The 22,679-nt window shown below is 58.3% G+C and carries 22 protein-coding genes and 1 pseudogene; 15 read left to right on the top strand and 8 right to left on the bottom strand.

The window, feature by feature from the left end; translation table 11 throughout:
- The first annotated feature begins 107 nt into the window (after positions 1 to 107).
- The 7 genes from GRX03_RS07045 to GRX03_RS07070 all read left to right on the top strand — a co-directional run bounded on the left by GRX03_RS07045 (position 108) and on the right by GRX03_RS07070 (position 2,542).
- Entirely contained in the window at positions 108 to 356 is a 249-nt protein-coding gene (locus GRX03_RS07045; RefSeq protein WP_159763491.1) for a hypothetical protein, read from the top strand.
- A complete protein-coding gene (locus tag GRX03_RS07050; RefSeq protein WP_159763492.1) occupies positions 353 to 844 on the top strand; it encodes a hypothetical protein in 492 nt (163 codons plus the stop codon). Before GRX03_RS07045 ends, GRX03_RS07050 begins: the two co-directional genes overlap by 4 nt.
- Positions 844 to 1,245, top strand: coding sequence for an SWIM zinc finger family protein (locus GRX03_RS07055; RefSeq protein WP_159763493.1), 402 nt, complete (start codon positions 844 to 846; stop codon positions 1,243 to 1,245). The genes GRX03_RS07050 and GRX03_RS07055 overlap by 1 nt, the downstream gene beginning before the upstream one ends.
- Positions 1,246 to 1,392: 147 nt before the next feature.
- Positions 1,393 to 1,554, top strand: coding sequence for a hypothetical protein (locus tag GRX03_RS07060; RefSeq protein WP_159763494.1), 162 nt, complete (start codon positions 1,393 to 1,395; stop codon positions 1,552 to 1,554).
- Between the two features lie 277 nt (positions 1,555 to 1,831).
- The gene (locus GRX03_RS16735) at positions 1,832 to 2,056 is read left to right on the top strand and encodes a hypothetical protein (RefSeq protein ID WP_233739863.1); all 225 of its coding nucleotides are present in this window, start codon (positions 1,832 to 1,834) and stop codon (positions 2,054 to 2,056) included.
- A gap of 34 nt (positions 2,057 to 2,090) precedes the next feature.
- On the top strand, positions 2,091 to 2,315 hold the full coding sequence (locus tag GRX03_RS07065) for a hypothetical protein (protein WP_159763495.1): 225 nt from the start codon (positions 2,091 to 2,093) through the stop codon (positions 2,313 to 2,315).
- A gap of 2 nt (positions 2,316 to 2,317) precedes the next feature.
- Positions 2,318 to 2,542: a hypothetical protein gene (locus tag GRX03_RS07070; RefSeq protein ID WP_159763496.1), complete on the top strand. Its 225-nt coding sequence runs from the start codon at positions 2,318 to 2,320 to the stop codon at positions 2,540 to 2,542.
- Here the strand turns inward: GRX03_RS07070 and GRX03_RS07075 are convergent, their stop codons facing one another.
- A complete protein-coding gene (locus tag GRX03_RS07075) occupies positions 2,543 to 2,806 on the bottom strand; it encodes a helix-turn-helix transcriptional regulator (RefSeq protein ID WP_159763497.1) in 264 nt (87 codons plus the stop codon).
- 112 nt (positions 2,807 to 2,918) lie between these two features.
- Between GRX03_RS07075 and GRX03_RS07080 the strand changes: the two genes are divergently transcribed.
- The 4 genes from GRX03_RS07080 to GRX03_RS07095 all read left to right on the top strand — a co-directional run bounded on the left by GRX03_RS07080 (position 2,919) and on the right by GRX03_RS07095 (position 12,301).
- Positions 2,919 to 4,016, top strand: a complete 1,098-nt coding sequence (locus GRX03_RS07080) for an endonuclease NucS domain-containing protein (RefSeq protein ID WP_159763498.1) — start codon at positions 2,919 to 2,921, stop codon at positions 4,014 to 4,016.
- Between the two features lie 128 nt (positions 4,017 to 4,144).
- Positions 4,145 to 4,690, top strand: a complete 546-nt coding sequence (locus GRX03_RS07085; protein WP_159763499.1) for a hypothetical protein — start codon at positions 4,145 to 4,147, stop codon at positions 4,688 to 4,690.
- Between the two features lie 119 nt (positions 4,691 to 4,809).
- Positions 4,810 to 8,946, top strand: coding sequence for an Eco57I restriction-modification methylase domain-containing protein (locus GRX03_RS07090; protein WP_159763500.1), 4,137 nt, complete (start codon positions 4,810 to 4,812; stop codon positions 8,944 to 8,946).
- Positions 8,939 to 12,301, top strand: coding sequence for a helicase-related protein (locus GRX03_RS07095; RefSeq protein ID WP_159763501.1), 3,363 nt, complete (start codon positions 8,939 to 8,941; stop codon positions 12,299 to 12,301). Before GRX03_RS07090 ends, GRX03_RS07095 begins: the two co-directional genes overlap by 8 nt.
- 335 nt (positions 12,302 to 12,636) lie before the next feature.
- Here GRX03_RS07095 and GRX03_RS07100 read toward each other — a convergent pair whose 3' ends face one another.
- Genes GRX03_RS07100 through GRX03_RS07115 form a run of 4 tightly spaced genes read right to left on the bottom strand, consistent with a single transcriptional unit; the run spans position 12,637 to position 15,269 of the window.
- Positions 12,637 to 13,347 carry a hypothetical protein gene (locus tag GRX03_RS07100; protein ID WP_159763502.1) on the bottom strand — a complete coding sequence of 237 codons (711 nt, stop codon included), beginning with the start codon at positions 13,345 to 13,347 and terminating at the stop codon, positions 12,637 to 12,639.
- Between the two features lie 42 nt (positions 13,348 to 13,389).
- Positions 13,390 to 13,830, bottom strand: a complete 441-nt coding sequence (locus GRX03_RS07105) for a DUF6884 domain-containing protein (protein WP_159763503.1) — start codon at positions 13,828 to 13,830, stop codon at positions 13,390 to 13,392.
- A 22-nt stretch (positions 13,831 to 13,852) separates the two neighbouring features.
- Entirely contained in the window at positions 13,853 to 14,392 is a 540-nt protein-coding gene (locus GRX03_RS07110) for a hypothetical protein (RefSeq protein ID WP_159763504.1), read from the bottom strand.
- Positions 14,379 to 15,269, bottom strand: coding sequence for a hypothetical protein (locus tag GRX03_RS07115; protein ID WP_159763505.1), 891 nt, complete (start codon positions 15,267 to 15,269; stop codon positions 14,379 to 14,381). The genes GRX03_RS07110 and GRX03_RS07115 overlap by 14 nt, the downstream gene beginning before the upstream one ends.
- Before the next feature lie 365 nt (positions 15,270 to 15,634).
- Here GRX03_RS07115 and GRX03_RS07120 point away from each other — a divergent pair.
- The 4 genes and pseudogenes from GRX03_RS07120 (at position 15,635) to GRX03_RS07135 (ending at position 18,871) form a co-directional block, all read left to right on the top strand.
- Positions 15,635 to 16,633, top strand: a pseudogene (locus GRX03_RS07120) (hypothetical protein).
- A 50-nt stretch (positions 16,634 to 16,683) separates the two neighbouring features.
- The gene (locus GRX03_RS07125; RefSeq protein WP_159763506.1) at positions 16,684 to 17,202 is read left to right on the top strand and encodes a hypothetical protein; all 519 of its coding nucleotides are present in this window, start codon (positions 16,684 to 16,686) and stop codon (positions 17,200 to 17,202) included.
- Between the two features lie 620 nt (positions 17,203 to 17,822).
- The gene (locus GRX03_RS07130; protein WP_159763507.1) at positions 17,823 to 18,548 is read left to right on the top strand and encodes an AzlC family ABC transporter permease; all 726 of its coding nucleotides are present in this window, start codon (positions 17,823 to 17,825) and stop codon (positions 18,546 to 18,548) included.
- The gene (locus GRX03_RS07135; protein WP_159763508.1) at positions 18,545 to 18,871 is read left to right on the top strand and encodes an AzlD domain-containing protein; all 327 of its coding nucleotides are present in this window, start codon (positions 18,545 to 18,547) and stop codon (positions 18,869 to 18,871) included. The genes GRX03_RS07130 and GRX03_RS07135 overlap by 4 nt, the downstream gene beginning before the upstream one ends.
- Before the next feature lie 68 nt (positions 18,872 to 18,939).
- On the opposite strand, the gene GRX03_RS07140 is transcribed toward GRX03_RS07135, so the two are convergent.
- The 3 genes from GRX03_RS07140 to GRX03_RS07150 form a co-directional block, all read right to left on the bottom strand.
- A complete protein-coding gene (locus GRX03_RS07140; RefSeq protein WP_159763509.1) occupies positions 18,940 to 20,187 on the bottom strand; it encodes an MFS transporter in 1,248 nt (415 codons plus the stop codon).
- A gap of 227 nt (positions 20,188 to 20,414) precedes the next feature.
- Positions 20,415 to 22,130: a methyl-accepting chemotaxis protein gene (locus GRX03_RS07145; protein WP_159763510.1), complete on the bottom strand. Its 1,716-nt coding sequence runs from the start codon at positions 22,128 to 22,130 to the stop codon at positions 20,415 to 20,417.
- A 147-nt stretch (positions 22,131 to 22,277) separates the two neighbouring features.
- Entirely contained in the window at positions 22,278 to 22,544 is a 267-nt protein-coding gene (locus GRX03_RS07150) for an MCP four helix bundle domain-containing protein (RefSeq protein WP_159763511.1), read from the bottom strand.
- Positions 22,545 to 22,679 lie beyond the last annotated feature (135 nt).

Here is a 22,679-nt window from a genome sequence, read left to right on the forward strand (position 1 = left end):
TCTAATACAGGGAACCCATAGCTACAGCTCTCGGAGCTACGGTTCCAGAGCAAAACCCGGTGTAGTGGCACCGGGACGCTGTCGGGTTCTCTCGGAGGTTGAACCCAATGCCAGATAGCGACAGCTACAGCAAAAGAGCATCGGCACCACAACACCCCGACGCAGAACAGGTCGGCGAGCACCTCGTCATCGACAAGACCCAGTGGTGTCCGGGACCGCACCCGGACCCGCACCGACAACGTGACGGCCAGACCGAGTACCTGGAGCGATACCTTCGGTGCGTCCAGTGTGGAGTCGAAGTCCTCCGTGAGGACGATCTTCCCGAGACGTGCGACCCGGAGGGTAAGACGCGATGAGCGGAAATCTCCCTCCTGGCGTTACTCCTGCGGACATTGACCGGCATTACGGCCCCTCGTTGCCGGATCACGACCACGAGTGGGAGCCGGTCCAAGGATTGTCACCAGTCCTCGAAGACATGGCGGCCATCTTCCACGAGCAGTGCCGGTTCGTCGAGGTCGTGGACAGCTACACCGACTACCAGCGAGACGAGACGTACTACGAGACAGGCGCGGAGTGCGAGGCCGAGCGCCACTACCGCTTCGAGCTCGCATACGTGGAGACCGAGGAGGAACGGCTGGACCGCGACGACATCGACCGGTTGGAGGAGAACGGAGACGGTCAGTTCGAGGCGGCACTTGAGGCCGTCATCGAGGCGGAGCAAGCGTTCCCGGACGAGACGGAGATCATCGAGATCGATCCCGATCAGCAACATGGCCAGGTAATCATCCGCCACGACGGCGTCGAGATCGGCTACGGTCCCGGTGTCAACGGAGGTGACGCCTAATGTCCTCAGAGACGACCGAGCAAGACATTGGACCGGAACCCCGGACGTTGCGGGCGCTCACCGAGCCGATGTCGGTACTCCCAGAGATGGGACGAGCAAAAGGAGCCGAGGACCTGTACCTCGTGGTGAGTTCCAGCGGCAAGGAGTACCTCGTGGACGCCCGCGACTGGTCCTGTGACTGCCCGGATGCCACTCACCGCGATGTCCGGTGCAAGCACCAGCGGGCCGTGGCCATTCGCACGGGCCGCCTCGATCCGGACGAACTCGAAGAAGAACTTGCAACGACGGCTCGGGACTTGGAGACCAGTGCCGAGCGACTCCATGAGAAAGCCCACGATCTCGAATCCTCCGCCGAGGAACTCCGTGACGCGATGGACCGGCTTCAGGAGGTGGCTCAATGAGTCGAAACCCCCAGGGTCAGACCGGAGAACCTCCCAAGGAACGACCCGATGAGTGTGCTTGTGACGACCTGAACGAGTTCATCGATCTCCCGTGTTGGCCCTGCTACCGTGACGGATTCGAAACCCCCGCAAGCGAGGTGATCGGCGATGCTTGAGTGGTACTTTCGGCTGATGCGGTGGTGGCTACGCAAATGGTATCCGGTGTTGCGGTGGATCGGGCGAGTCACCGGCCAAGAGGAGTACGCTGAGCGGGCCATCGACGTTACCGAGGACAACTTCAATCGGATTCTGGAGGGCGAAGACGAATGAGCCGACCCGATCCAGCAAATACACTCAACGGTGTCCCGAGTGGCCCATGGTGCGACCGGTGTAATAAGCGGATTCAGCACGGTGACAAGGCCGGGATGTACGTGACCTGGTACGAGGAAGGTGGATGGACTCCCAGACGCACCTACTGTTTCGGGTGCTGTCCAGAGGAGGTGGACCTCGGTACTGAGGGAGCCGACGAAGCGATATTGGTCGGCGTGTTCTTCAGCCATCGCCTCGCTGGTGTCCGAGTTCGAGACCGGAGCCGTCCAGAGGAACCATGATCACCTTCAGGAAGCACGACACAGCAACATGTCCCGACTGCGGATCATCGCTGGTCTACGGGACGAAGGAAGAATCGTCGGGGTGGAAAGTATTCTACGAGTGCAACGACCGGTGCGGATTCGAACAGATGACGGGCTGGGTGAAGCTGTCCGAGGTAGACCATCGAGACGAATTACAGAAACACGCCCGCGAGATGGGTGAGCGGTGGGCTGGACCGTAACGAACAGGAAGCCAGCCCATCGACTGTTCCGATAATGAGACGTTTCGAAGCCGGGGACCGGGTTCGCATTGACATCCCCGATAGAGACGATCCTGACTTCGACCGCTACCACGGACGAACCGGGACGGTCGTCGAGGTGATCGAAGACGATGCTGGCGAGGCGACGGGCGACGAACGCGATTCGTACCTCTTCAGTGTAGAGTTCGAGAACGGTGACAGCGATCACTTCCGCTGGCGCGATCTTCGACCCGAGGGATAGACATGGAACTCACGGATCGAGAGTACGAGGTCGTGACCAACGTCTATGGCGAGGCAATCCCTCGTGATCTCCGCGAAGTCGAGACTGAGCAGTTAGTGGCGATGCACGAACGGGTATCGAAAGCCGTGCAAGCCTGCTACGAAGAGACGGACGTAGACAGAGATAGCCTCGGTATCCTTCTCCCGTTGGAGGGCAAGATAGTCCAGGTGCTTCACGCACGGCTGTAGTCAAGAATCGATCTTGTCCAGTGCTTCGAGAAGGAGTCGCCCATTCTCCGTGAGCTGGTAGTGAACTCGTTTCCGGCCCTCGGATTCCCGCTCAGCCACCTCGATCATCCCTTCATCTGCTAATTCGCCAAGTACATCGTAGATGTAGCTCTGGGTATATTCGATGTCGTTGTCATCATCGGTGGCGATCTTATATCCCGTGACCGGTTCGTTGTCGTAGATGTATTTGAGCACCTGGATCTTCCGTTCATCGACGAGTGCCATCACTCGACTGTAACAGAGGGGTCGGGATAGCCTATGTAAGCAAATTGATAGACCGGTCTAAAAATTAGACTTGTTCAGTAATTTGATATGGGTCGCGATGGATGTGCGGCGCATGGAAGTGTATCTCGTGGAACGTGACAATATGAAACGAGTACCCGAATCCGAACTGGACACGGAAGCGAACCTCGAACAGCGACTGGTGCGAACGGATGGAGCCAAGATCGGAGAAGTGGAAGTCCTCTACGTCGGTCGCCAGGGAAGCCCCGGTGAAGGCGGGATCTTCGACATCCTCGGTGTTGACGAGCGGGGAGACACCGTTATCGTCGAACTCAAGCGGGACCGCGCACCGCGAGACATCGTCGCCCAAGCACTCGAATACGCTTCTGAGATTCGGAACGTGGACTACGAGTATCTCAACGACCAGTACCGTGAGTTCCTCCGAGAGGAGCAGGGCTACACCGACCCGAGCGAAATGCCGACGCTCCGAGAAGCCCATCGTGAGTATTTCGACCTGGATGACGCACTCTCGAAACGAGAGTTCAACGACGAACAACGGCTCGTGGTCGTCGGCACCGACTTCCAGGATGTCTCGCTCAATATGGCCGACTTCCTGCGTGAGCACGGCGTCGATGTCGTAGCTGTCGAGTACAGCACCTACCGCGACGAGGAGGAAGGCATCGAACTGCTGACGACGGATGGTATCCGCCGCCCGCTGAGCGAAGAGCCGACCACCGTGTCGAGCAGTACCTCAACCAGCGGGATAGACTATACAGAGTTCATCACGAGGGTTCGTGATCGGCTATATCACAAGGTCGGATCAACACTTCAGGCTGAGAGCCCGGAAGATCTCTCCGGCGCATCAAGCAGACGGTTCGGCTGTCGAAGTAATCATCCTGACCATCCTCAGCCCCTGCTTTACGGATTTGTTCCACGGATGGAGGAAGAAGGTACGATCACAATCCGATTGGGTGTGCATGGCGGGAGTGACGAGGAGAAACAGCGGATCTACGAGGGGATCGTTAGCCACGTTGACGATCTGGATGGGTTCGAACAAGTCGCTGAGACACCGAAGGCAACGATCGTCGCCGAAGAGATGGAGGTGACAAAGGAAGATCCATACTCCGATGAAATCGTCGAAGAGACAGCGTCTGAGTTAGCGCGGCTCATCGAGTTTTATCATCCGAAATTCGTCGAAGAGGTTCCTGAGTAAGCATATAGACCAGAACACGGGAATTAGCTGGGTGGATGGTAACCACGGTAACTCTCTAACTCACTCACTTTTTAACTTAGAGTAAGAATTATATACTCAGAGTGAGTACATGAGTGTGGTGAGAGCTAATGGATGAACTCATCCTCCGCGAAGACGGCGTCCACCTGACCAAGCAGATCGAGGTAATGGGATCGCCCAAGGAGTTCGAGGAGGAGTTGAGCTACGAGGAACTGAACGAGAACCATGACCTGCGTCTCGACATCGAGAAAATAACCCCTGATACAGACGAGAACGGAGAGTTCATCGTTCACATACAGCTAAACTCTGGCGGGACTAAGTCTCGCTCGGGAGCGACCGACACCCCGGATGACCTTCCGGAAGTACCGGAGATCCCACTCGACGAGATTCAAGAGAGTCGCCAACCGTTCTACAGTCGTCTGTCGAATCCTGAGCGGCAACCCTATACCACACGTCAAATAATCTACGAGGCTGGTGAACTCACGGAACGTGAGCTGAAACAGCGGTTGCACGAGAACGGCCATCCAGGTGTTGAACCGGGTAAGCAGAATGGGAGTGTCGCCTCAACGCTGGTTGTTCTCGATGAGGTAACAGGCGAAATCGAACGGGAAGGCCGAGGAGAAGATAAGACAATTCGGTGGGTTGGCGAGTCGTAATCCACCTGCGAAGGGGCGATTTGTTCCCTCGTTACCGGTAATCGATCCTTAGTACAGATCCCGGAAGCGATGTCGTTCGCCACCAACATATTTGACCCCCCGACTCAACGGATTTTTGTATGGCATCTGGATTTCTCTCCTCCCGAAGCGGACGACCCTGGAACTACGATAGGGAGGGGAACGACTACGAATACTACCAAGGAAACGGTGCGAGTCAACTCGAAATCGCAGTTACTGATCACGGCGAACGACCGACCAAGGAGTTTCTCCAGAAGACCTACTCGGATCGTCGCGGTGGACGCGTCAACCCGATTCTCGTCGTTGCTATCTACGGAGACAGAGTCGGCCTCTGTGGTCCGAGTGGGGAGGAGCCCCCCGTCTATCGAGATGTAGATCGCGGTCAGGCGGAGCGCGTTTGTGAAGCCGCACTCGATCAGCCCGACCGGCACGCGGCCCAACAGTTCCTCAGCGAGATGCTTCCACAGCTCGACGAGGAACTCACCGGCCTCCGCAATCAGGGACTGCTCTCCACGCACGAACTTCGTGTGGGTGTCCCTGAGCGTGACGACTGGGAAGACGCCGCCGAACAAGCGCGGCGTGCCCTCGACGACGACCCGCGAGAGCTCATCAAGGGCCTGAACTACGAGATCGATCGGCTCACCGACCAGAGCTACGTCCTGAAAGACACCAGCGACGGACACGAGCGGGCGGTCGCGGTGTTCCTCCAGGAAGACGAATCGTTCGACCACGCGCAGGATCGCTTCGTCGGTCAGTCGCCGGTGGCCTATGCGCTCAACGAGGCGGACAAACGCAACCTCGAATACGTCATCGGGAACAGTGGCGATACACTCCGCCTGTACACGACGAACCCGGACGCTGGCTTCGGCTCGCGCGGACGGACGGACACATACGTTGAGGTGAACACGACACTGCTCGCTGACGAGAAAGCGGCGTACCTCTGGCTGTTGTTCTCTGCGAACGCCCTCCGCGACGACGGGACGCTCCACGACATCATGGAGCGGTCGAAGGATTACGCCGCCGATCTTGGGGCGCGGCTCCGCGAGCGCATCTACGACGATGTGATTCCCGACCTCGCGGAAGCCATCGCCAAAGCACGTGATCTCGACGATCCGACGAAGGACGAACTCGACGAAACCTATCGGATGACGCTGGTTCTCCTCTATCGGCTCCTCTTCATCGCCTACGCCGAAGACGAGGAGTTCCTTCCACGGCGTCGGAACGCCCGGTACGACGAGAACTCGCTCAAGCGTAAGGCCAAGAACCTCCACGAGTTCATTCAGGACGGCGGCAAGTTCGACGATTCGTTTTACGACCACTGGGACGACGTGATGCACCTCACGCGGGCGGTTCACCACGGCCACGACGAACTCGGGCTCCCCGCCTACGACGGGACACTCCTCTCCGAGGACCCCGACATATCCGACGCCGGAGCAATGTTGGCGGATCTCCGGCTAAACAACGCCGAGTTCGGCCCCGTGCTGTTCCGGCTTCTCGTAGACGAAACCGAGGACGGCTTCCAGGGACCGGTAGACTTCCGCAACATCGGCGTCCGTGAGTTCGGCGTGATCTATGAGGGACTGCTGGAGTCGGAGCTGTCCGTTGCCGATCAGCCGCTCACGCTTGACGACGAAGGTCACTACGAACCGGTTGATACTGACGGCCAGCAGACGCTTGGTGACGAAGACGTGGTCGTCGAAGAGGGCGAGGTCTACCTCCACGGTCAGTCTGGAGAGCGAAAGGCGACCGGCACGTACTACACGAAAACCCGGTTTGTTGAGCACCTGCTGGATCACTCACTGGAGCCCGCATTGGAAGACCACATCGACCGAATCGACCGGCTCCGTGAAGAGGAAGGCGAGAACGCCGCCGCAGATGTGTTCTTCGACATTCGCGTGTCTGACATCGCCATGGGCTCTGGACACTTCCTCGTGGGTGCTGTTGATCGGATTGAATCTCGACTCTACAAATACCTGACCGAAAACCCGCTACCGCCGGTGGAAGAGGAACTCGACAATCTGGAAGACGCCGCACTGGAGGCGTTCGAGGACGAGGAGTATGCGCCCCCTGTCGAGCGCGGTCAGCTTCTCCGGCGTCAGGTTGCCCGACGGTGTGTCTACGGTGTGGATCTGAACCCTCTTGCCACGGAGCTTGCACGGCTATCGATTTGGGTTCACACTTTTGTTCCGGGACTTCCGCTGACGTTCCTCGACTACAACCTCGTGACCGGGGACTCGCTGGCGGGGATTGGGACGCTGGACGAGGTGACCGAAATTCTCGACGTAGAGCAGTCATCACTGGGAATGTTCGCGGGAGGCCAGAGTGTAATGAATGAGATCCGCGAAGAGATTGAGCAGTTAGGAAGCTTCGCTGATGCCAGTGCCGAACAGGTCGAAGAGGCCCGAGAGACGCGGGAAGAGATCGAGGAGAAACTGGAAGAGGTTCGAGCGCGCTTCGACGTGTTGGCGGCTTCACGGATCAACGACGAGATCGATACTGATCCCGTCTCAGATACCGGTATTGACATCAGAGAAGAGGCGTGTTACGAGCAAGCTCAAGAAGTACTGGAATCGACCGACCCGTTACACTTCCCCGCCGCATTTCCCGAGGTTTTCGATGGCGACGGCTCGGGGTTCGATGTTCTACTCGGTAATCCTCCTTGGGAGGAAGCTACCTTGGAAGAGGACGAGTTCTGGATGCGCTACGAGCCTGGGCTTCAAGCGAAACCTCAGTCCGAACAAGAACGTATCAAAGATAGACTCCGTGAAGAACGTCCAGATCTTGTTGAACAGTACAAGGAAGAACTGGCGGAGCAAGAAAAGCGTCGAGCACTCCTTCGGAACGGTCCATTCCCTGGGATGGGAACTGGCGACCCGGATACCTACAAGGCGTTCTCTTGGAGATTCTGGGCTCTCACAAAGAACGGAGGTCGTTCAGGGGTTGTGCTCCCAAGGAGTGTATTCAGCGCGGCTGGTTCCGAAGAAATTAGAAGACGACTCCTTAACAAGAGTGTGGTTAGAGATCTAACATTTCTCGTGAACAATCGAAACTGGGTATTCTCAGCTGTACATCCACAATATACCATCGCACTCCTGAGCTTTGAAAAATCAGAACCGGCGGACGACGATGTACTCTCAATACGTGGTCCATTCCCAAGTGCGGAAAGCTTTGATGAAGGTCGGGACCAGCCTCCGCACACGTTCCCAGTTGAAAGGGCAAAGAACTGGACAGGGACTGCGGCTTTCCCGCTTCTCCCACCAACTCCCGAAGCAGGGGATGTGTTTGGAGTCTTGACGGAGTCCCCTCCCCTAAACAGAGACGACCCAGACGAGTGGCGTGCAAGACCCAATACAGAACTCCACGCTACAAATGACAAAAAGAAGGATGATGGTACTGTTCTTATGCACTTTTTCGAGGAGGAAGAGACGCCTCCGGATGGTTACTGGCCAATCTTCAAAGGCGGATCATTTGATATTTGGACGCCTGATACTGGCGAGCGGTATGCTTGGGCCGACCCAGACATCATGATTGACCACCTACAAGAAAGCAGAGAGAACTCCTATCAGTACGCTGGGAAACGATCTGCTTTCTATGAGATGCCCGAAGAGTGGGTTCATGATAAGGACACTCTATCGTGTTTCTACCCGCGGGTTGTGTTTCGGGATGTTACAAGAGCAACGGATAGCCGAACGGTGCGGTCGGCACTTGTCCCTCCGGAGATCTTTCTGACAAACAAAGCACCGTACTTCCTGTGGCCCCGGGGAGATGAGAAGGACGAAGCATACCTCCTCGGGATTCTTTGCTCAATACCCCTTGACTGGTATGCCCGAAGATTTGTAGAAACGACTCTCAATTACCACATCCTCAATGGTTTCCCGATACCACGTCCTGGCTCTGAGAATCCCCTCCGCCAGCGAGTCATAGAACTGTCAGGCCGTCTTGCCTCAGTAGATGACCGCTACGCGGACTGGGCCGACGCGGTTGGCGTAGAACACGGGCCACTTGACGAAGACACGAAGCAGGAGAAGATCTACGAACTGGATGCCGTCGTGGCACACCTCTATGGCCTCTCCCGCGAGCACGTTGAGGTGATCTTCGAGACGTTCCACAACGGCTGGGACTACGAAGAACGCCTGAATCGTGTCCTCGACTACTACGCTGACTGGGCTGACCGACTTGATCTCGATCATACCGACCGCGAAGAAGAACGCGCGGCGGGAACGCGAGACGATGACTGAGCGCCCACAGTTCGTCGATAACCGCAACGGGAACACGCTCGCCCGGGCGATCGACGAGTACCTCGACTACCTCGATGGCCGACTCCAAGATCAGCCCGACCTCGACGTGGTGACCGGCTACTTCAACCCGCGTGGGTACTTTTCGATTGCCGATGGTCTCGAACACGTCGGTCAGGTTCGTCTTCTAATCGGCGCACAACCCGACCAGGAGGGTATTGAACGCTGGCGACAGCCCGAAGAACCACGCGGCGAGGCATACGAGCGTAAGCGCATCGACGAGGCTCTCCAATCACTCGATGAGAATCTCGAACGCGACCGCAATCTCTTGGGTTTCTCCCGGGAGGTCGATCAGGGCCTACAGGAACTCGTTGACTTCTTGCGGAGTGATCGCGTTGAGGTCCGTCGCCACGAGGACAAGTTCGTCCACGGGAAGGCATACCTATTCTCCGACGCTGAGGGTGTCATCGCTGGCTCCTCGAACTTCACCGGTGCGGGCCTGAACTCGAACCTCGAACTGAACCTTGGCACCTATGACCCGCACGTCACTGACCGCGTCCACGAGTGGTTCGAGGAACTGTGGGCCGCCAGTGAACCGTACGATCTCGCCGCACTCTACGAACAGCGGTTTGAGCCCTATCGCCCGTACCTGATCTACCTCCGCGTGCTCTGGGAACGCTACGGCGAGGAACTGGCCGAAGAAGAGGACGAAGACGGCGGGATCAACCTCGTGAACTTCCAGGAGGACGCCGTCAGGCGAGCCAACCGCTTCCTCAAGCGACACGGTGGCGTCATCATCGCAGACGAGGTTGGCCTCGGGAAGACCTACATTGCCGGTGAACTGCTCCACCAGTACGTCCAGGAGAACCGCCAGCGTGCGCTCGTGATTTCGCCCGCCTACCTCCGAGACGGTATGTGGGAACAGAAGGGACCGGAGTGGGGCATCCAGTTCGAGACGGTCTCGTACGCCGAACTTCGAAATGAGAGCCAACTCGGTGGCGACCGGAACGTGCTTGATCTGGACGTGGACGAGTACCAGCTCGTCGTCATCGACGAGGCTCACGCCTTCCGTAACCCTGGCACACAACAGTCCCACGCGCTCCGTACCCTCCTCCGTGGCGATCCCCCGAAGGATGTGGTCATGCTCACGGCTACGCCGGTCAACAACTCGCTGTGGGACCTGTACTACCTGCTGAATTATTTCATCCGCAACGACGCCGCCTTCGCCAACGAGGGTATCCGGTCGCTCCGTGAGCGATTCAAAACGGCCCAGTCCGAAGACCCGTCGGATCTCAGCCCCGACATGCTGTTCGACGTGCTGGACGAGACGACTGTCCGCCGGACACGCCGGTTTATCAAAAACCACTACGAGGACGCGATGATGCCCGACGGCGAAGGCGGGTCTGTCCGCATCAACTTCCCCGACCCGAACCCCCAGCGCGTCGATTACACGTTCTCGGGCACGCTCGGTGACGACTACTTCCGCGATGTCGCACGCGGGCTGGCCGCTGGAGAACGCGAGGAGGCGGAGCTCACACTTGCCCGCTATCGGCCCTCGTATTACCTCGAAGGCGAAGAGGACGCGTCAGAACTCTCGCTGGTGGGTCTCCTCCGAACAGGCCTGCTCAAGCGGTTCGAGTCCTCCAGTCATGCCTTCGCTAACACACTCGACCGGATGATCCGACAAAATCGTGCCGCACTCCGGCTGATGGATCAAGGGTACTTCCCCGACCCTGACGCCATTGATGAGTGGGTCGAGATGGACAGCGACGAGGCGATGGATGAAGCACTCGGAGAAGCCGCCGATGGTCGGGTTCCACTGTCAGCCGCCGATCTCGATCCAATACGCCTCCAAGACGACTTGGAGAACGACATCGAGATACTCGAACGCTGGCGGGACGGCGCACGGAGTGTGAGCCGCGAGGACGACCAGAAGCTCCATGCCCTCCGTGAGACTCTCTCCGAGGTCGTTGAGCGAGCGCGGGATGATGCTGAGGCACGTGAACTCGAAGACGAGGACGTTGAGGCGGCGTTCCGACGCAACCGGAAGGTGCTGTTGTTCTCCTACTACGAGGATACCGTGGACTGGATCTACGAATATCTCCAGGAAGTCGTAGCGGAGGACGATGAACTGTCGTGCTACGAGGGTCGTATCGCGGCGGTTGTTGGTGATGGTGCGAAATACGGTGTGAGCCGCGAGGATGCTGTTCATGGATTCGCGCCGAACTCCGGGGACGCGCCACCGGACGCCACCGATGAGTACGACATCCTGATCGCTACGGACGTGCTTGGCCAGGGTGTCAATCTCCAGGAAGCACGGACAGTCATCAATTATGACCTACCCTGGAATCCGATGCGCGTTGTCCAGCGCAACGGACGGATCGACCGCGTGAACTCGCCGCACTCTGAGATCTATCCGATCACGTTCTTCCCCGAAGACCGCCTCGACGACTTGCTGGAACTCGAACACCGAGTGCGACAGAAGCTCACCCAGGCCGCCCGCTCGATTGGCGTCAGCGGTGGCGTAATCCCCGACATGGAGACGCTGAACCAGAACTTCGCAGAGAAGGTCGAGGACATTGGCTCGATCCAAGAAGGCGACACGGGCTTCTACGAAGAGGGCGGTCGGACGGCCGCCGCATACTCCGGTGAGGAATACCGTCAAGAACTTCGGAAGGGGCTGGAGACGCGCGAAGAACAGATCACCGGTCTTCCGTGGGCGGCGGGCTCAGGATTCCGTGGTGACAGCCCCGGCTATTTCTTCTGTGCGCGGATCGGCGACGAGGTGTTCATGCGGTTCCTCCCGGAGGACATGGACGACGAGGAGGACGTTGTCCAGGATACGCTCACCTGTCTCAAGCGGATCGAGTGTACAGAAGAAACCGAGCGTGTCCTTCCCGACGCGATGCGCGACGAGATCTATAGCGCGTGGGAAACAGCACGTGAGGACATCTACCGACAATGGCAAGAGCAAACCGACCCGCTGAACGTCCAGCCGGACATCCGGAAGCTGTTCCGCGAGGTCGGCCAGCACCTACGCGAGCACTGGCCCGACGACATGACCCAGGACAAGCTTCAGGAAACGGTCGAGGCTGTCGAGGCTCCGTGGGGACGCCGGTACGAACGGGAACTCCGCGAGATCTACGAGGATGAGTCCTTCGGCCCAGTCGAGAAATCCCGCCAGCTTGTCGAGAAGGTCGATGATCTGGGACTCCAGCCGTTCGAGGCTCCTGACCCACTCCCGCCTATTGAGGAGGACGAAGTGAAGCTGATCTGCTGGATGGTTGTGGCACCAGAAGAAGACGAAGAGGACGAGGATCGCCCACAACTGCTGTCGCAAGTGACGCTCAACACATAGCCATCTTTGTCTATTGAGGATTGAACTGGTGTGCCTGTTGAATAACTCCGTGAGCGAAGCTTCGAGGTGAATTTTAGATTGACCGCGCCAACCTGCTGTCAGAAACGCAGGACTGAGAGGGGTTGCATCAGTACGGATTCTGGCATACCGAGAGCCGGGGTAACCGTCTCTGACAGCAGGGTGCGTTCGATTCTGATTCTAATACCGTCTCTCAGGCCCCTCAAACTGATTAATTCGGCGGGATAGTCATTTCCCTATTACACTATGCAGAGCAGAAAGCCATTCTCGCAGAAATAAATGGTTTCAGACGTTGATACGGCTATTCTCGGAATATATTACGGTGAACTCGTCTCCTCAACGGCCGCTTCGAGGCGGTCGAGATACGCTGAGTCGTACTGTTCCTCGACGTGATTGACGTTCCATAGTCCGGACTGACGGATCTCCTCACATGGACTTTCGTTCCCTAACCATTCATCGTCTCGACTATCGATTAATTCCTTCGAGTAGTTGCTGACAAGAGCAATCGTGTTCCGCTCAAGATACGCACGATCACTCTCAGGCCCGGGCTCGTCGTCAACGCTGATCCACAGAAACGGTAGATCCCGAATGTAGTCGCTCACTTGTCGTTCCAGTTCGAGTTCGGCGAGCCTCCGTTCACGCCCCGCGCTGGAGCCTTCGCCCCAGTTCGGATATTCGTTGTGGATGTCGTGACGTTCGATCATCGCCTCTCCGACACGCTTTCGGAATACTGACCCACGATGGTTGCCCCCTCCCTCGTAAGTCCCACTCTTCGCGCCGCGATGGGTCCGGAGTCGATTCCAGAGAGATGTACCTGATCCAGAGGAGACAGCGTGTGTTCCAACGCGTGTGAGCCGAAGCTGATCGGTTGATTCTCGTGTCTCGTCCGCGGCGAAAAAGAAGTAGACACCGCGATCCGGCCAGTCCATGTGGCCAGTACATTCCCGCAAGCGTTGCATCCCACCGACTCTCTCTTCGAGAATCTCGAACAGATCGTAAAGTCGATCCATATCGTCTTGTCGTGACATTATCCGTCCTTCGATCAGGTGGTACAAAATATTCGGCTTCGATTAGAGTTGCTCGTTGTACCACGCGAGCGTTTCACCGTATTGGAGTCCATCTGTGGGGATCTCGATCTCAACAGGTGTGTTATCCAACAGCGGCCGAAGCTTGTCGTGATAATCTCGTCCGGCGTGGAACATCAGTCGATTTCCCTGGGTGAGGAGGCCTTCGTCTTGAAGCTGGTCATAGACTATCTGCGCCCACTGACGTTTCCGATCGACTGATGCACCGCTTAGAGTCTCGTCGTACGGTTCGATGGGCGGCCCGTACGGATCAAGAAGGTAGTGTTTCGCGGAGAGGATGTACCAGTCGTCGTGATTGGCTTCAGCGTACTCACGCGCTTTCCGGAAAAACGCCGATTCCATATACAGGTCCGCTGGCTGGGTAGCCTGCTTACGTTTGCTCTTGGTACAACTCACGAGTCCGATTTCAACATCGGATTGAGTCATCGCACTTGACCTCTTCCCAGCGTTATTCATTCGCTCGAATCGCTTTATTGAGCAAGACAAATATTTGAAGACACCTCCAGAGCCGTAGAATCACGAAAACGAAAGCAAAGATCGCAGTGAAGGCGAACACAGTCTGGACTTGCCGCTGAAACAGTGTATGGATCTCAAAGACTGTGATGCTAAACGTGTAAATCCAGACTACACCGATACTGGCGATTGAAAGCGTGAAGATCGAGAGAACATCATCGAACTTCCCGATCCGTTTTAATTCCTTGATAGCGCGGTTATCGTCCCGAAAAGCAAATGCGTAGATGATCGCCAACACAGGGAAGAGTAGACCGAGGATGGTGGTAATCGTCCGATTGATCGCATCTATATTTTCTAATGCTACCAGAGGTGTGCCCGCGTAGAACAGCAACAAAAGCCCAGCTACAGAAAGGACGACGGAGTAGACGACATCCCTCGTGAGGTCGCTAACTGGGCCTGAGCCCATAAAATCCCTCTCCGTTAGAGTACGGGGAGTTAACTTATGAAGTTTAGTCATGGTGTCAGATTCGATCACACAGTTCCTCACCAAGGCGTGGATCAAAGATCCCGTATCCACTCGTGTCGATCTCCTCCTTTTTGACGATGTCGGCGAGGTTATCTTCGACTTCTTCCTCGTCGGACTCTATGCCTTCAATACGGAAAGTGTGCATGATTCTGGGGAAGTCGATTTGAGAAATCGACTCCTCAGCACTATCCGCGTTCACTCCCAGAAGCGAACTGAATCTGGTTATGAACTCATCTACGGGAGTGCTGTCAGCATCTTTGTCTTGGTGTAGACTGGCAACGAACTCCAGCCGATAACTGTCGTCTATCAAGGTTCGAATCGCGTCGTCAGGGTCCAGTTCAGCGTAGGACTGAGGATTCTTTTTGAAACTGATCTCGACCTTTTTCAGGTGACTATCCAGTAACCGTTCCATCTTCTCGTCATCGAGGTCACGGATGTCGGTCTCATGTTTGAGTTCGTATTCTTCATCGAACTCGACATGGTCATCCAGATACTGCTTTAGCACCCCGATCCCAGGGGTCTGAAACCCAACTTCGATCAGCAGATCGATCCCCGTAGTCCCGAAGTCTATCGCAAAATCAACATAGTCGTAGTCTATATCACCAGCTTCTCCACTGTCTTCTGTAGCGTCTGAAAGTCGCCCAAGACGGCCATCCGACGAGAGTCTCACGAAGTCATCTTCGTCTTTTGTTCTGATAAGAACCCCGTGGTACTGACCGTTGGTAATTTCTTGAAACTGCGAATGGTAGTTCCTTTCACCAGCGTTCGATATTCTGTATAGATCCTCAGCAAGCACTTCGTCACTGAGGACATCAGATGGATCGAGCCTTCGACCGTCATCCCCTTCGATCCAGAGATTGTAGTGATAGAACTTTGTGAGACTCATAACCAAGTACTCCTCAATCGGATACTGTAAAGCTTTCTGTCATAAAATCCCAACCAGTAACAAATAGAATATTTATTTGTTCGTACAAGCGTTGTCAGGTGAAGCTAACTGGGTCGAATAGATTTGTCCGAGAAGACCGCACCCTGCTGTCAGGAACGTCCGCCCGGACACGATTTTCATCTTAATCCCCGGCTCAGCAAACCGGCAACCGTTCGTTAAAACACCCGTTATTAAGATTCCTAATAACACCCGTTTGAATGAATGAGTCGTTATCTTGTGATTCTCCGCAGACGGCCCTGACAGCAGGGCGCGATTTTTTCACACTGGCCCGCACGATTTTGTTCCCGCCGCTCGATAGTCGAAGTATGGCTTTCAGCGTCTCCTGGCACACGCTCTTGGACGAACTCGACGATCTCTCCGAGGAGGCCACGCTGATCACGCCACTCTCGCACGACCGATTCCGAGTGACAGACGTACAGGAGCAACGTGTTGTCATCGAGTTTCTCGACCGCGACATCGACGAGACGCGCCCGCTTCAGCGCAACCAGTTCGAGACGCTGTACCGGCGCATCACCGACGAGCTGGACGGGTTAGAACTCGACAGACTTCCACCCGACGCCGACCCGTAACCGGCGGTGTTGAGTCTTCACCCACGGTTCGAAATCGACGAAGATCGAGGCGTGATCATTGAGAAGGAAGGTCCGACCACGAGCCAGCTACTCGATTCCGGCGATGAATCCGAAGCGAGCGAGGAAGAACGTACTGAGCCTGATCTGGATGTCTATGCCGACGCTCTCCTGCTCGTAGACGCACTCGAACGCCACGGAGTGGAAGTCCTCGAAGAGATGGAGACGGACGCGCTGGTGAACCTCTACACGCTTCTCTCGGACGTACAACGGAACGCCAACGACCTCCGTCAGGATGTCGCTGACGTGCTTCTCAACCGGCTTCACCACGACCGTCCGGTGAATGGACCGTTCGGCTCCGTCCAGCGGACCACGCGGCGCAATCGGTCGCTGAAAGACGACGAGGAAGTTCTGGAGACGCTCGAAGAGGCTGGGATCGACCGCGAGCGCGTGCTGGGTGTGGACCGCGGCAAGGTTGACGACGCCCTCGAAGTCACGGAGCTGTCCGAGAGCGACGTGTACCAGGTCGAGGAGTCCGAGTACGTCCGCAAGGCCGAGGTGGACGAGGAGCGTAAGGAAACACGGCTCCAGGGGCTCAAAGATCAACTCGCGGCCGCTGAAGGTGACGAAGCCGAGGAGTTACGCGAGGAGATCGAGGAACTCGAAGATCGTATCGAGGAACTCACGGAGTTCAAGTCCGGGTCACAGTTCCACACTCGGGCGGGAAGTGAACCATAGACCTGGTCTTGTCGAAACCGTTGTGACCGGTGAGATTGAACTTGTGTGTAATGCCGGTCACGGTGGAAGTACCGCCCCGGTACGCTCGTCGTGCCCGTCAGTTAGCCGAAGAGCGAAATCAGTCGTTTGAGGACAACGAAGCATGGGACAACAACGCAGACTCGTGGGGTGTCGAGCCTGTCGAGCGGAACTACCGAGGTCTGATGGGTGAATTTGCCTTCGCAGAATACGCTGATCTTTCGATTGACACGTCGATAAATCGCTGGACTGATGGCGGACAGGATTTCGAGATTGAGCTTCGTGGACAGCCAGCAACCGTTGACGTGAAAGTCGCAAACAAGGAACCCAAGGCCCTCATGGTGAAGGAATACGCTGTGAACGCTGACTACTATGTGTTGGGGCATCTCGAAGAGAATGAGGTGATGTTCTATGGTGGGGCATGGGCTGAGCAAGTGACTGACGGAGTCAAGAAGGAATCACCGTTTGGTCATACGAACTACACGATTGGAGTGGACTATCTGGAGGAAATACCGACTCCTGATGAGATCGAGGAGATGAACCCTACGTAGTCACGACTTACGTTGTGGACGTAGGTTTTCGGACTAACACCGGAGTTGTACCGTGGTCTCCACTGTCGCTGTGACGTAGGTAATTTTTTAAATCTTGCCCCCAATTTGCACCCTGTCGAGGAGGAAAACGGCCTCTCAGGGCGTCTATAGTCCGTTTCCCGAGGGCAAGCTTAGGACGCTGTCCCGTAGGGGTCCGCCGGTTCAAATCCGGTCCCGCGCATGAGCGAACGAAGTGAGCGAAGAGCAGGCACGGATTTGAACCCTGGAAACCGAGCGAAGCGAGGTTTCATCCGGTTCAAATCCGGTCCCGCGTACTGACCGAGTTTTCGAGCGACGCGAGAAAACGACGGAAGGAGTAGGACCGATTTGAACTCTGGAAGTCGCGCGCAGCGAAGCGAGCACGTCTTTCTCCGGTTCACATCCGGTCCCACACACACTCTGTCCAAACGGTAGCGAAGACGAGTAGTGTACCGAGCGAAGATTGCGAACCGGGACGACTTCGATACGGAAGCCGCCTCAGTCCTCGTCGGAGAGACGCCTGTGCAAGTAGACGCCCGCTGTCGTGGCGGCCGAGACCCGAAACCGCAAGAAGTGTCACACCCGAGCGCGAACTCCGCTCAATGAGTCGTCGGGAGGATTTCATCGCCGGTGTACGGACGACGACGCCGGTAATGTTGGGAGTGATCCCGTTCGGACTGGTCGCCGGTGCGGCCGCCGTCGGGGCGGGGCTGTCGTTGCTGCAGGCAATCGCGCTGTCTGTCGTGGTGTTCGCCGGAGCCTCACAGCTCGCGATGATCGAGCTGCTGGGACAGGACGCGACGCTGCTGGTAGTCGTCGGGACGGCGCTGATAATCAACTCGCGGCTGGTGATGTACTCGGCATCGCTCGCGCCGCATTTCACCTCGGAGAGCCGCCGCTGGCGCGGGCTGATGGCGTATATCATGACCGACCAGGCCTTCGCGCTCTCGGTCACCCGGTACGCCGAGGGGATGGACGATGTCACTCGCCGGCGGTGGTACTATCTCGGGACCGCCGCTCCGCTGTGGGTCGTCTGGCAGATCTGTACGGTCGTCGGCGTCGCCGTGGGAGCGAGCGTGCCCGGCTGGCTACCGCTGCGGTTCGCGGTTCCGCTGACCTTCCTGGCGCTGCTCGTGCCGGCCGTGCAGACGCGGGCGCACGCGACGGCGGCCGTCGTCGGCGGTGGCGTCGCGACCGCCGGCGCGACGATTCCCTACAATCTCGGGCTGGTACTCGGTGCTCTGCTGGGCGTCGCCGCCGGGACGTTGGTCGCGCGAACTGCGTCGGAACCCGCAGGGGGCGTCGGGCCGGAGGAGGTGGGTGAATGACATCTCCGGATCCGGTCGTCTGGCTGGCAATCGTCTTCGCCGGGGTCGGAACGTATGCGCTACGCGCCTCGTTTCTCTTCCTGTTCGAGCGGTTTGGCGACGTTCCGGACGGGGTCGAGACCGCCCTGGAGATGGTTCCCGCCGCGGTGTTGTCGGCGCTGGTCGTCCCGGCCGTGGTCGCCCCGGAGGGAGCGATCGCCGTGATCGGAAACGGTCGGGTCCCGGCGGCACTCGTCGCGGCCGCAGTTGCGTGGTACACCGAGAGTATCCTCGCGACCATCCTGAGCGGACTGGTGGCGCTGATCGTCCTCGGCGCAGTATGAGTCGGCCGCTTCGAGATTGGGAGTGACGTGAGCGAGCCGATAGGCCGCGGTCCGCGGTCGGTGTGAACTCACTCTCGAACGATCAGCGAGAGCGCCAGCGCCAGCGCGATACCCTCGAATCCGGCGAGCAGGACGAACACCGCCGTCGTGGAGGCGTAGGTCAACACCGTGCCGACGATAGAGGCGCCGAGCGCACCGATACCGAAAATCGCCAGGTAGGTGTATCCGAACGACAGTCCGCGGCGCTCCGGCGGGGAGTACTTCGCAATCGTCGCCTGGCTGAGCGGCTGCATCGCGAAGAGGACGAACCCTAACGCGACACTCACTAGCAACAGCGTCGGCAGCGTCCCAGCGGCCGGGACGAACAGCAGCGCGATGACGCCGAGCAAGCCGAGCATCAGCGCCAGGCCCCGCTCGACGCTGACGGTATCGGTCAGGCGACCACCGACGTACTGGCCGCCGATTCCGACGGCCAGCAGTCCGGCGTAGAGATACTGCGCGAGGTCAAACTCCCGGGCGAGTCGGCCGTCGGGGATCGGTCCGATCCCTTCCTCCGGCGCGATGTCGACCAGCGGTTCGAGGAACTCACCCAACATTTCGGGGAGGAAGGTGAGCATTCCGCGATAGTACAGCCCGTTGAACAGCACGAGCGCGAACACCGTCGCGAAGCCGACGGTGAACAGCCCCCGAGACGCAGAGACGAACTCTCGGAAGGAGTCGATATCTGCGGTGTGTCGGCCTCCGTCAGTCGCAGCGACGGCCGCCGTCTCGTCGAACTCGACGGTCAACCCTGCGAGGGCCGCCAGCAACGCGGGCACCGCGAGGATGACCGCGGCCATCCGCCAGTCGACTGCAACGAGTAGTATGGCGGTGACGAACGGACCTGCGGCGATTCCGATGTTGCCCGCCATGCCGTGGTACGCGAACGCCGAGCCGCGCTGATCGACGGCCTTGCTGATCAGCGAGAGTCCGGCGGGGTGATAGACGCTCGCTGAGAGCCCCCAGAGTCCGAGAGCCAGCGTGATGCCGACGATTCCGGGGGCGATGCTCAACAGCAGGAAGGACAGGCCCATGCCAACGAGACAGGCGACGATGAGCCGCCGGGAACCGAAGCGGTCGACGAGCAGACCGCCCGGCAGTGCTCCGACCCCGAACAGCCCGTAGCCGACGGCGACGACCGTCCCGAGCGTCGCCGAGTTCGCCGCGAACTCGACTAACCAGACGGTCATCATGATCGGCACCGACAGCTCGTAGGTGTGGACCATCGCGTGCCCGGCCATCGTGAAGCCCGTGATCTTGCGGTCGTTCGCGTTCATCTGTACCGTCCTGTCACCCCCCGGACCGGATCGAGCGAATCAGTTACCATCGCTATGGGCCCGTAGAACCCCCTCGTTCAATGTAGTTTTTCTTCGTGAATCGAAATTAATTCACGAACAGAGGTATCGAAGTAAGGAACTACCGGAGTCGGACTTCTCGAAGGAAAGTGTAAGCCGCTCGTGCGGTGAGAACAGAGAGCGGTGATCCGGAGGGGTGCCGTGTCAGATTAGTCCTCAGAGCGGGTGCCGCCGTCGGAGACGGCCTCAGATCGACCGTCGCCGACCGTGATGTCGAGATCCAGATCCGACTGCTGTACGTCGTACTCGTTCAGGTACGCGGAGAGATCACGCGTGTTCGCAGTCAACGACTGGATCTGTTGAGTGATGTTCTCGACAGATGCCGTCTGCTGTTCCGTCGCCGCGGAGACGCTGCTGGCTTCGGTGTTCGTCTGTTCCGCGAGTTGTGTCACGTCGTCGACTAGTTCGACCGCTTCCGTCGTCGAACTCGCCTGGTCGTCGGTTGCGTTGCTGATCTCCTGGACACCGCTGTTGGCGTCTTCGATCATCCCGACAATCTCCTCCAGATCCCCGAGCGCGTCTTCGATGGTGTCGGTTCCGCTCTGGACGCGCTCGCCGAGTTCCTGCATGTCCTCGGTGGTGTTCGTCGTCGACTGCTGGATATCCGCGATTCGCTGTTCGATGTCGTCGGTCGCTTCGCTGACCTCGGTGGCCAGTCCCTTGATCTCGTCGGCGACGACTGCGAAGCCTTCGCCGGCCTCGCCCGCGCGTGCGGCCTCGATAGAGGCGTTCAGCGCGAGCATGTTCGTCTGCTCGGCGATGTCGGTGATGAGTTCGACAATCTCACCGATCTCGTCGATTTCGGCCGCCAGACTCTCAACCTCGTCGATGGTACGGTCCGCGGTCTCCTGGATCGCTTCGAGTTCCGTGACCGCCTCGGTCGCCGCCTCGCGGCCGGACTGCCCCCGCTCGGTCGCCCGACTCGTCGTCGACGCGACCTCGTTGGCGGAGGATGCGATCTCCTCGATACTGCCGGACAGCCCCTGAAGTTCTCCGCTGACCCGTTCGAGGTTCTCGTGTTGGTCCTCCGCGCTCGCCGCGATGTCCTGCACGGAGTCGCTCACCTCCTGACTCGCGGCCTGGATCTCGTTCGCGCCGGTCGAGAGCCGCTGGCTGGAGGCGTCGACCTCGGTCGTGAACTCCTGGACGGTCGCAACCATCCGTTCGATCTCGTCCATCATCGCGTTGAAGGCGGTTCCAATCTCCTGCATCGCGTCGCTGTCGGCGTCGGCGTCCATCCGCTGGGTGAAATCGCCCCCGGCGGCCAACTCCATCGTGCGGCTGTACTCGTCGGCTGTCGCCCGTAGCGACTCGTTCAGCCGTTCGACGTTGCGCCGGGCCTCCTCGGTCTCGGCCTGTGCCCGCTCGATGTCCTCGGCCATCCGGGTCATCACGTCGCCCAGCGTCCCGGGCACCTCCTCGTCCAGCACGTCGGCGTCGAAACGCTGGTCCGAGACCGCCTCCGCCTGCCGGCTGGCCGTCTGGAGGTTCGCTGTCATCTTTCCGAAGGAGGCGACGAGATCACCGATCTCGTCCTCCCGGTCGCTGGAGTCGACCTCGAAGTCGTATTCACCGGCAGCGATTCGATCGGCCGTGTCACGGAGTTGGCTCACTTCGGCCGCGATCCCACCGCCGACGCGGCGACCGATCCCCAGCGCGCCGAGGAACGCCCCGCCGGTAATCAGGAAGATCAGGATTCCGCTCCGGCGCTCGGTTTGCCGGGCGGACTCGACGTCTTTCTGGAGTTCGGATTTGGCCGTCTTTTCGAGCGTTTCTAACACCTCGTTCAACTCGCTCAGCGTGGACCGGTAGGCCATGAGATGTTCTTCCATGGCTTCGGTGTCCCCCCGGTCTTTGGCTTCCATCGCCGCCCGCGCTTCGCTGACTGCCTGCTCGTGTAGCTCTTTTGCCTGCGTGATCTGTGGCGTGTTCTCCGCGGAGAGGAGATCCGTCCGGACGAGTCGCTCCTGATGTATTCGGTTGTACTTGTCGACCGCCCCGTCGAACTCCTCCTACGTGTCGCTATCATTTCTGATATACGAGAGGGTCGCGGCACGCTCTCGCTGTGACTCGAGTTTGAGCATCATCACCCCGTCGACGGTCTCCGTGCCGTCGTTGGCAATCGTCTCCGATGTCGATGCCGTTTGCGATACCCCCACCATCCCGACGATGCCGACGATAGCGGTCAAAACGGCAATGCTGATGAACCCGACGATGAGTTTCCGTCGCAGTGTTCCGTTGTAGATTACCGACGTGATTGGATCGAGGACAGACCCCATGCCAAGTCCACGGGAATTTTCCCAGTTAACGATTTGCGACGAGTTATCACCGCTGAAAACGAAACTGTCACTGGTTCGTCCATCTATTCGAGAAGGTACGATAGTCGACCGAGAGAGCACTCCGCTTCAGCGGGT

The organism is Halovenus carboxidivorans (genome assembly GCF_009831575.1).
In the GTDB taxonomy this organism is placed as follows: Archaea; Halobacteriota; Halobacteria; order Halobacteriales; family Haloarculaceae; genus Halovenus; species Halovenus carboxidivorans.

Excerpts from the sequence above, each read along its gene's own strand:
- GRX03_RS07090 (WP_159763500.1), top strand. The coding sequence starts at position 4,810 with ATGGCATCTGGATTTCTCTCCTCCCGAAGCGGACGACCCTGGAACTAC.
- GRX03_RS07050 (WP_159763492.1), top strand. The coding sequence starts at position 353 with ATGAGCGGAAATCTCCCTCCTGGCGTTACTCCTGCGGACATTGACCGG.
- GRX03_RS07145 (WP_159763510.1), bottom strand. The coding sequence starts at position 22,130 with ATGGAAGCCAAAGACCGGGGGGACACCGAAGCCATGGAAGAACATCTC.
- GRX03_RS07085 (WP_159763499.1), top strand. The coding sequence starts at position 4,145 with ATGGATGAACTCATCCTCCGCGAAGACGGCGTCCACCTGACCAAGCAG.
- GRX03_RS07095 (WP_159763501.1), top strand. The coding sequence starts at position 8,939 with ATGACTGAGCGCCCACAGTTCGTCGATAACCGCAACGGGAACACGCTC.
- GRX03_RS07075 (WP_159763497.1), bottom strand. The coding sequence starts at position 2,806 with ATGGCACTCGTCGATGAACGGAAGATCCAGGTGCTCAAATACATCTAC.
- GRX03_RS16735 (WP_233739863.1), top strand. The coding sequence starts at position 1,832 with ATGATCACCTTCAGGAAGCACGACACAGCAACATGTCCCGACTGCGGA.
- GRX03_RS07125 (WP_159763506.1), top strand. The coding sequence starts at position 16,684 with ATGCCGGTCACGGTGGAAGTACCGCCCCGGTACGCTCGTCGTGCCCGT.
- GRX03_RS07065 (WP_159763495.1), top strand. The coding sequence starts at position 2,091 with ATGAGACGTTTCGAAGCCGGGGACCGGGTTCGCATTGACATCCCCGAT.
- GRX03_RS07105 (WP_159763503.1), bottom strand. The coding sequence starts at position 13,830 with ATGACTCAATCCGATGTTGAAATCGGACTCGTGAGTTGTACCAAGAGC.
- GRX03_RS07140 (WP_159763509.1), bottom strand. The coding sequence starts at position 20,187 with ATGAACGCGAACGACCGCAAGATCACGGGCTTCACGATGGCCGGGCAC.
- GRX03_RS07115 (WP_159763505.1), bottom strand. The coding sequence starts at position 15,269 with ATGAGTCTCACAAAGTTCTATCACTACAATCTCTGGATCGAAGGGGAT.
- GRX03_RS07130 (WP_159763507.1), top strand. The coding sequence starts at position 17,823 with ATGAGTCGTCGGGAGGATTTCATCGCCGGTGTACGGACGACGACGCCG.
- GRX03_RS07060 (WP_159763494.1), top strand. The coding sequence starts at position 1,393 with ATGCTTGAGTGGTACTTTCGGCTGATGCGGTGGTGGCTACGCAAATGG.
- GRX03_RS07150 (WP_159763511.1), bottom strand. The coding sequence starts at position 22,544 with ATGGGGTCTGTCCTCGATCCAATCACGTCGGTAATCTACAACGGAACA.
- GRX03_RS07070 (WP_159763496.1), top strand. The coding sequence starts at position 2,318 with ATGGAACTCACGGATCGAGAGTACGAGGTCGTGACCAACGTCTATGGC.
- GRX03_RS07100 (WP_159763502.1), bottom strand. The coding sequence starts at position 13,347 with ATGTCACGACAAGACGATATGGATCGACTTTACGATCTGTTCGAGATT.
- GRX03_RS07135 (WP_159763508.1), top strand. The coding sequence starts at position 18,545 with ATGACATCTCCGGATCCGGTCGTCTGGCTGGCAATCGTCTTCGCCGGG.
- GRX03_RS07080 (WP_159763498.1), top strand. The coding sequence starts at position 2,919 with ATGGAAGTGTATCTCGTGGAACGTGACAATATGAAACGAGTACCCGAA.
- GRX03_RS07055 (WP_159763493.1), top strand. The coding sequence starts at position 844 with ATGTCCTCAGAGACGACCGAGCAAGACATTGGACCGGAACCCCGGACG.
- GRX03_RS07045 (WP_159763491.1), top strand. The coding sequence starts at position 108 with ATGCCAGATAGCGACAGCTACAGCAAAAGAGCATCGGCACCACAACAC.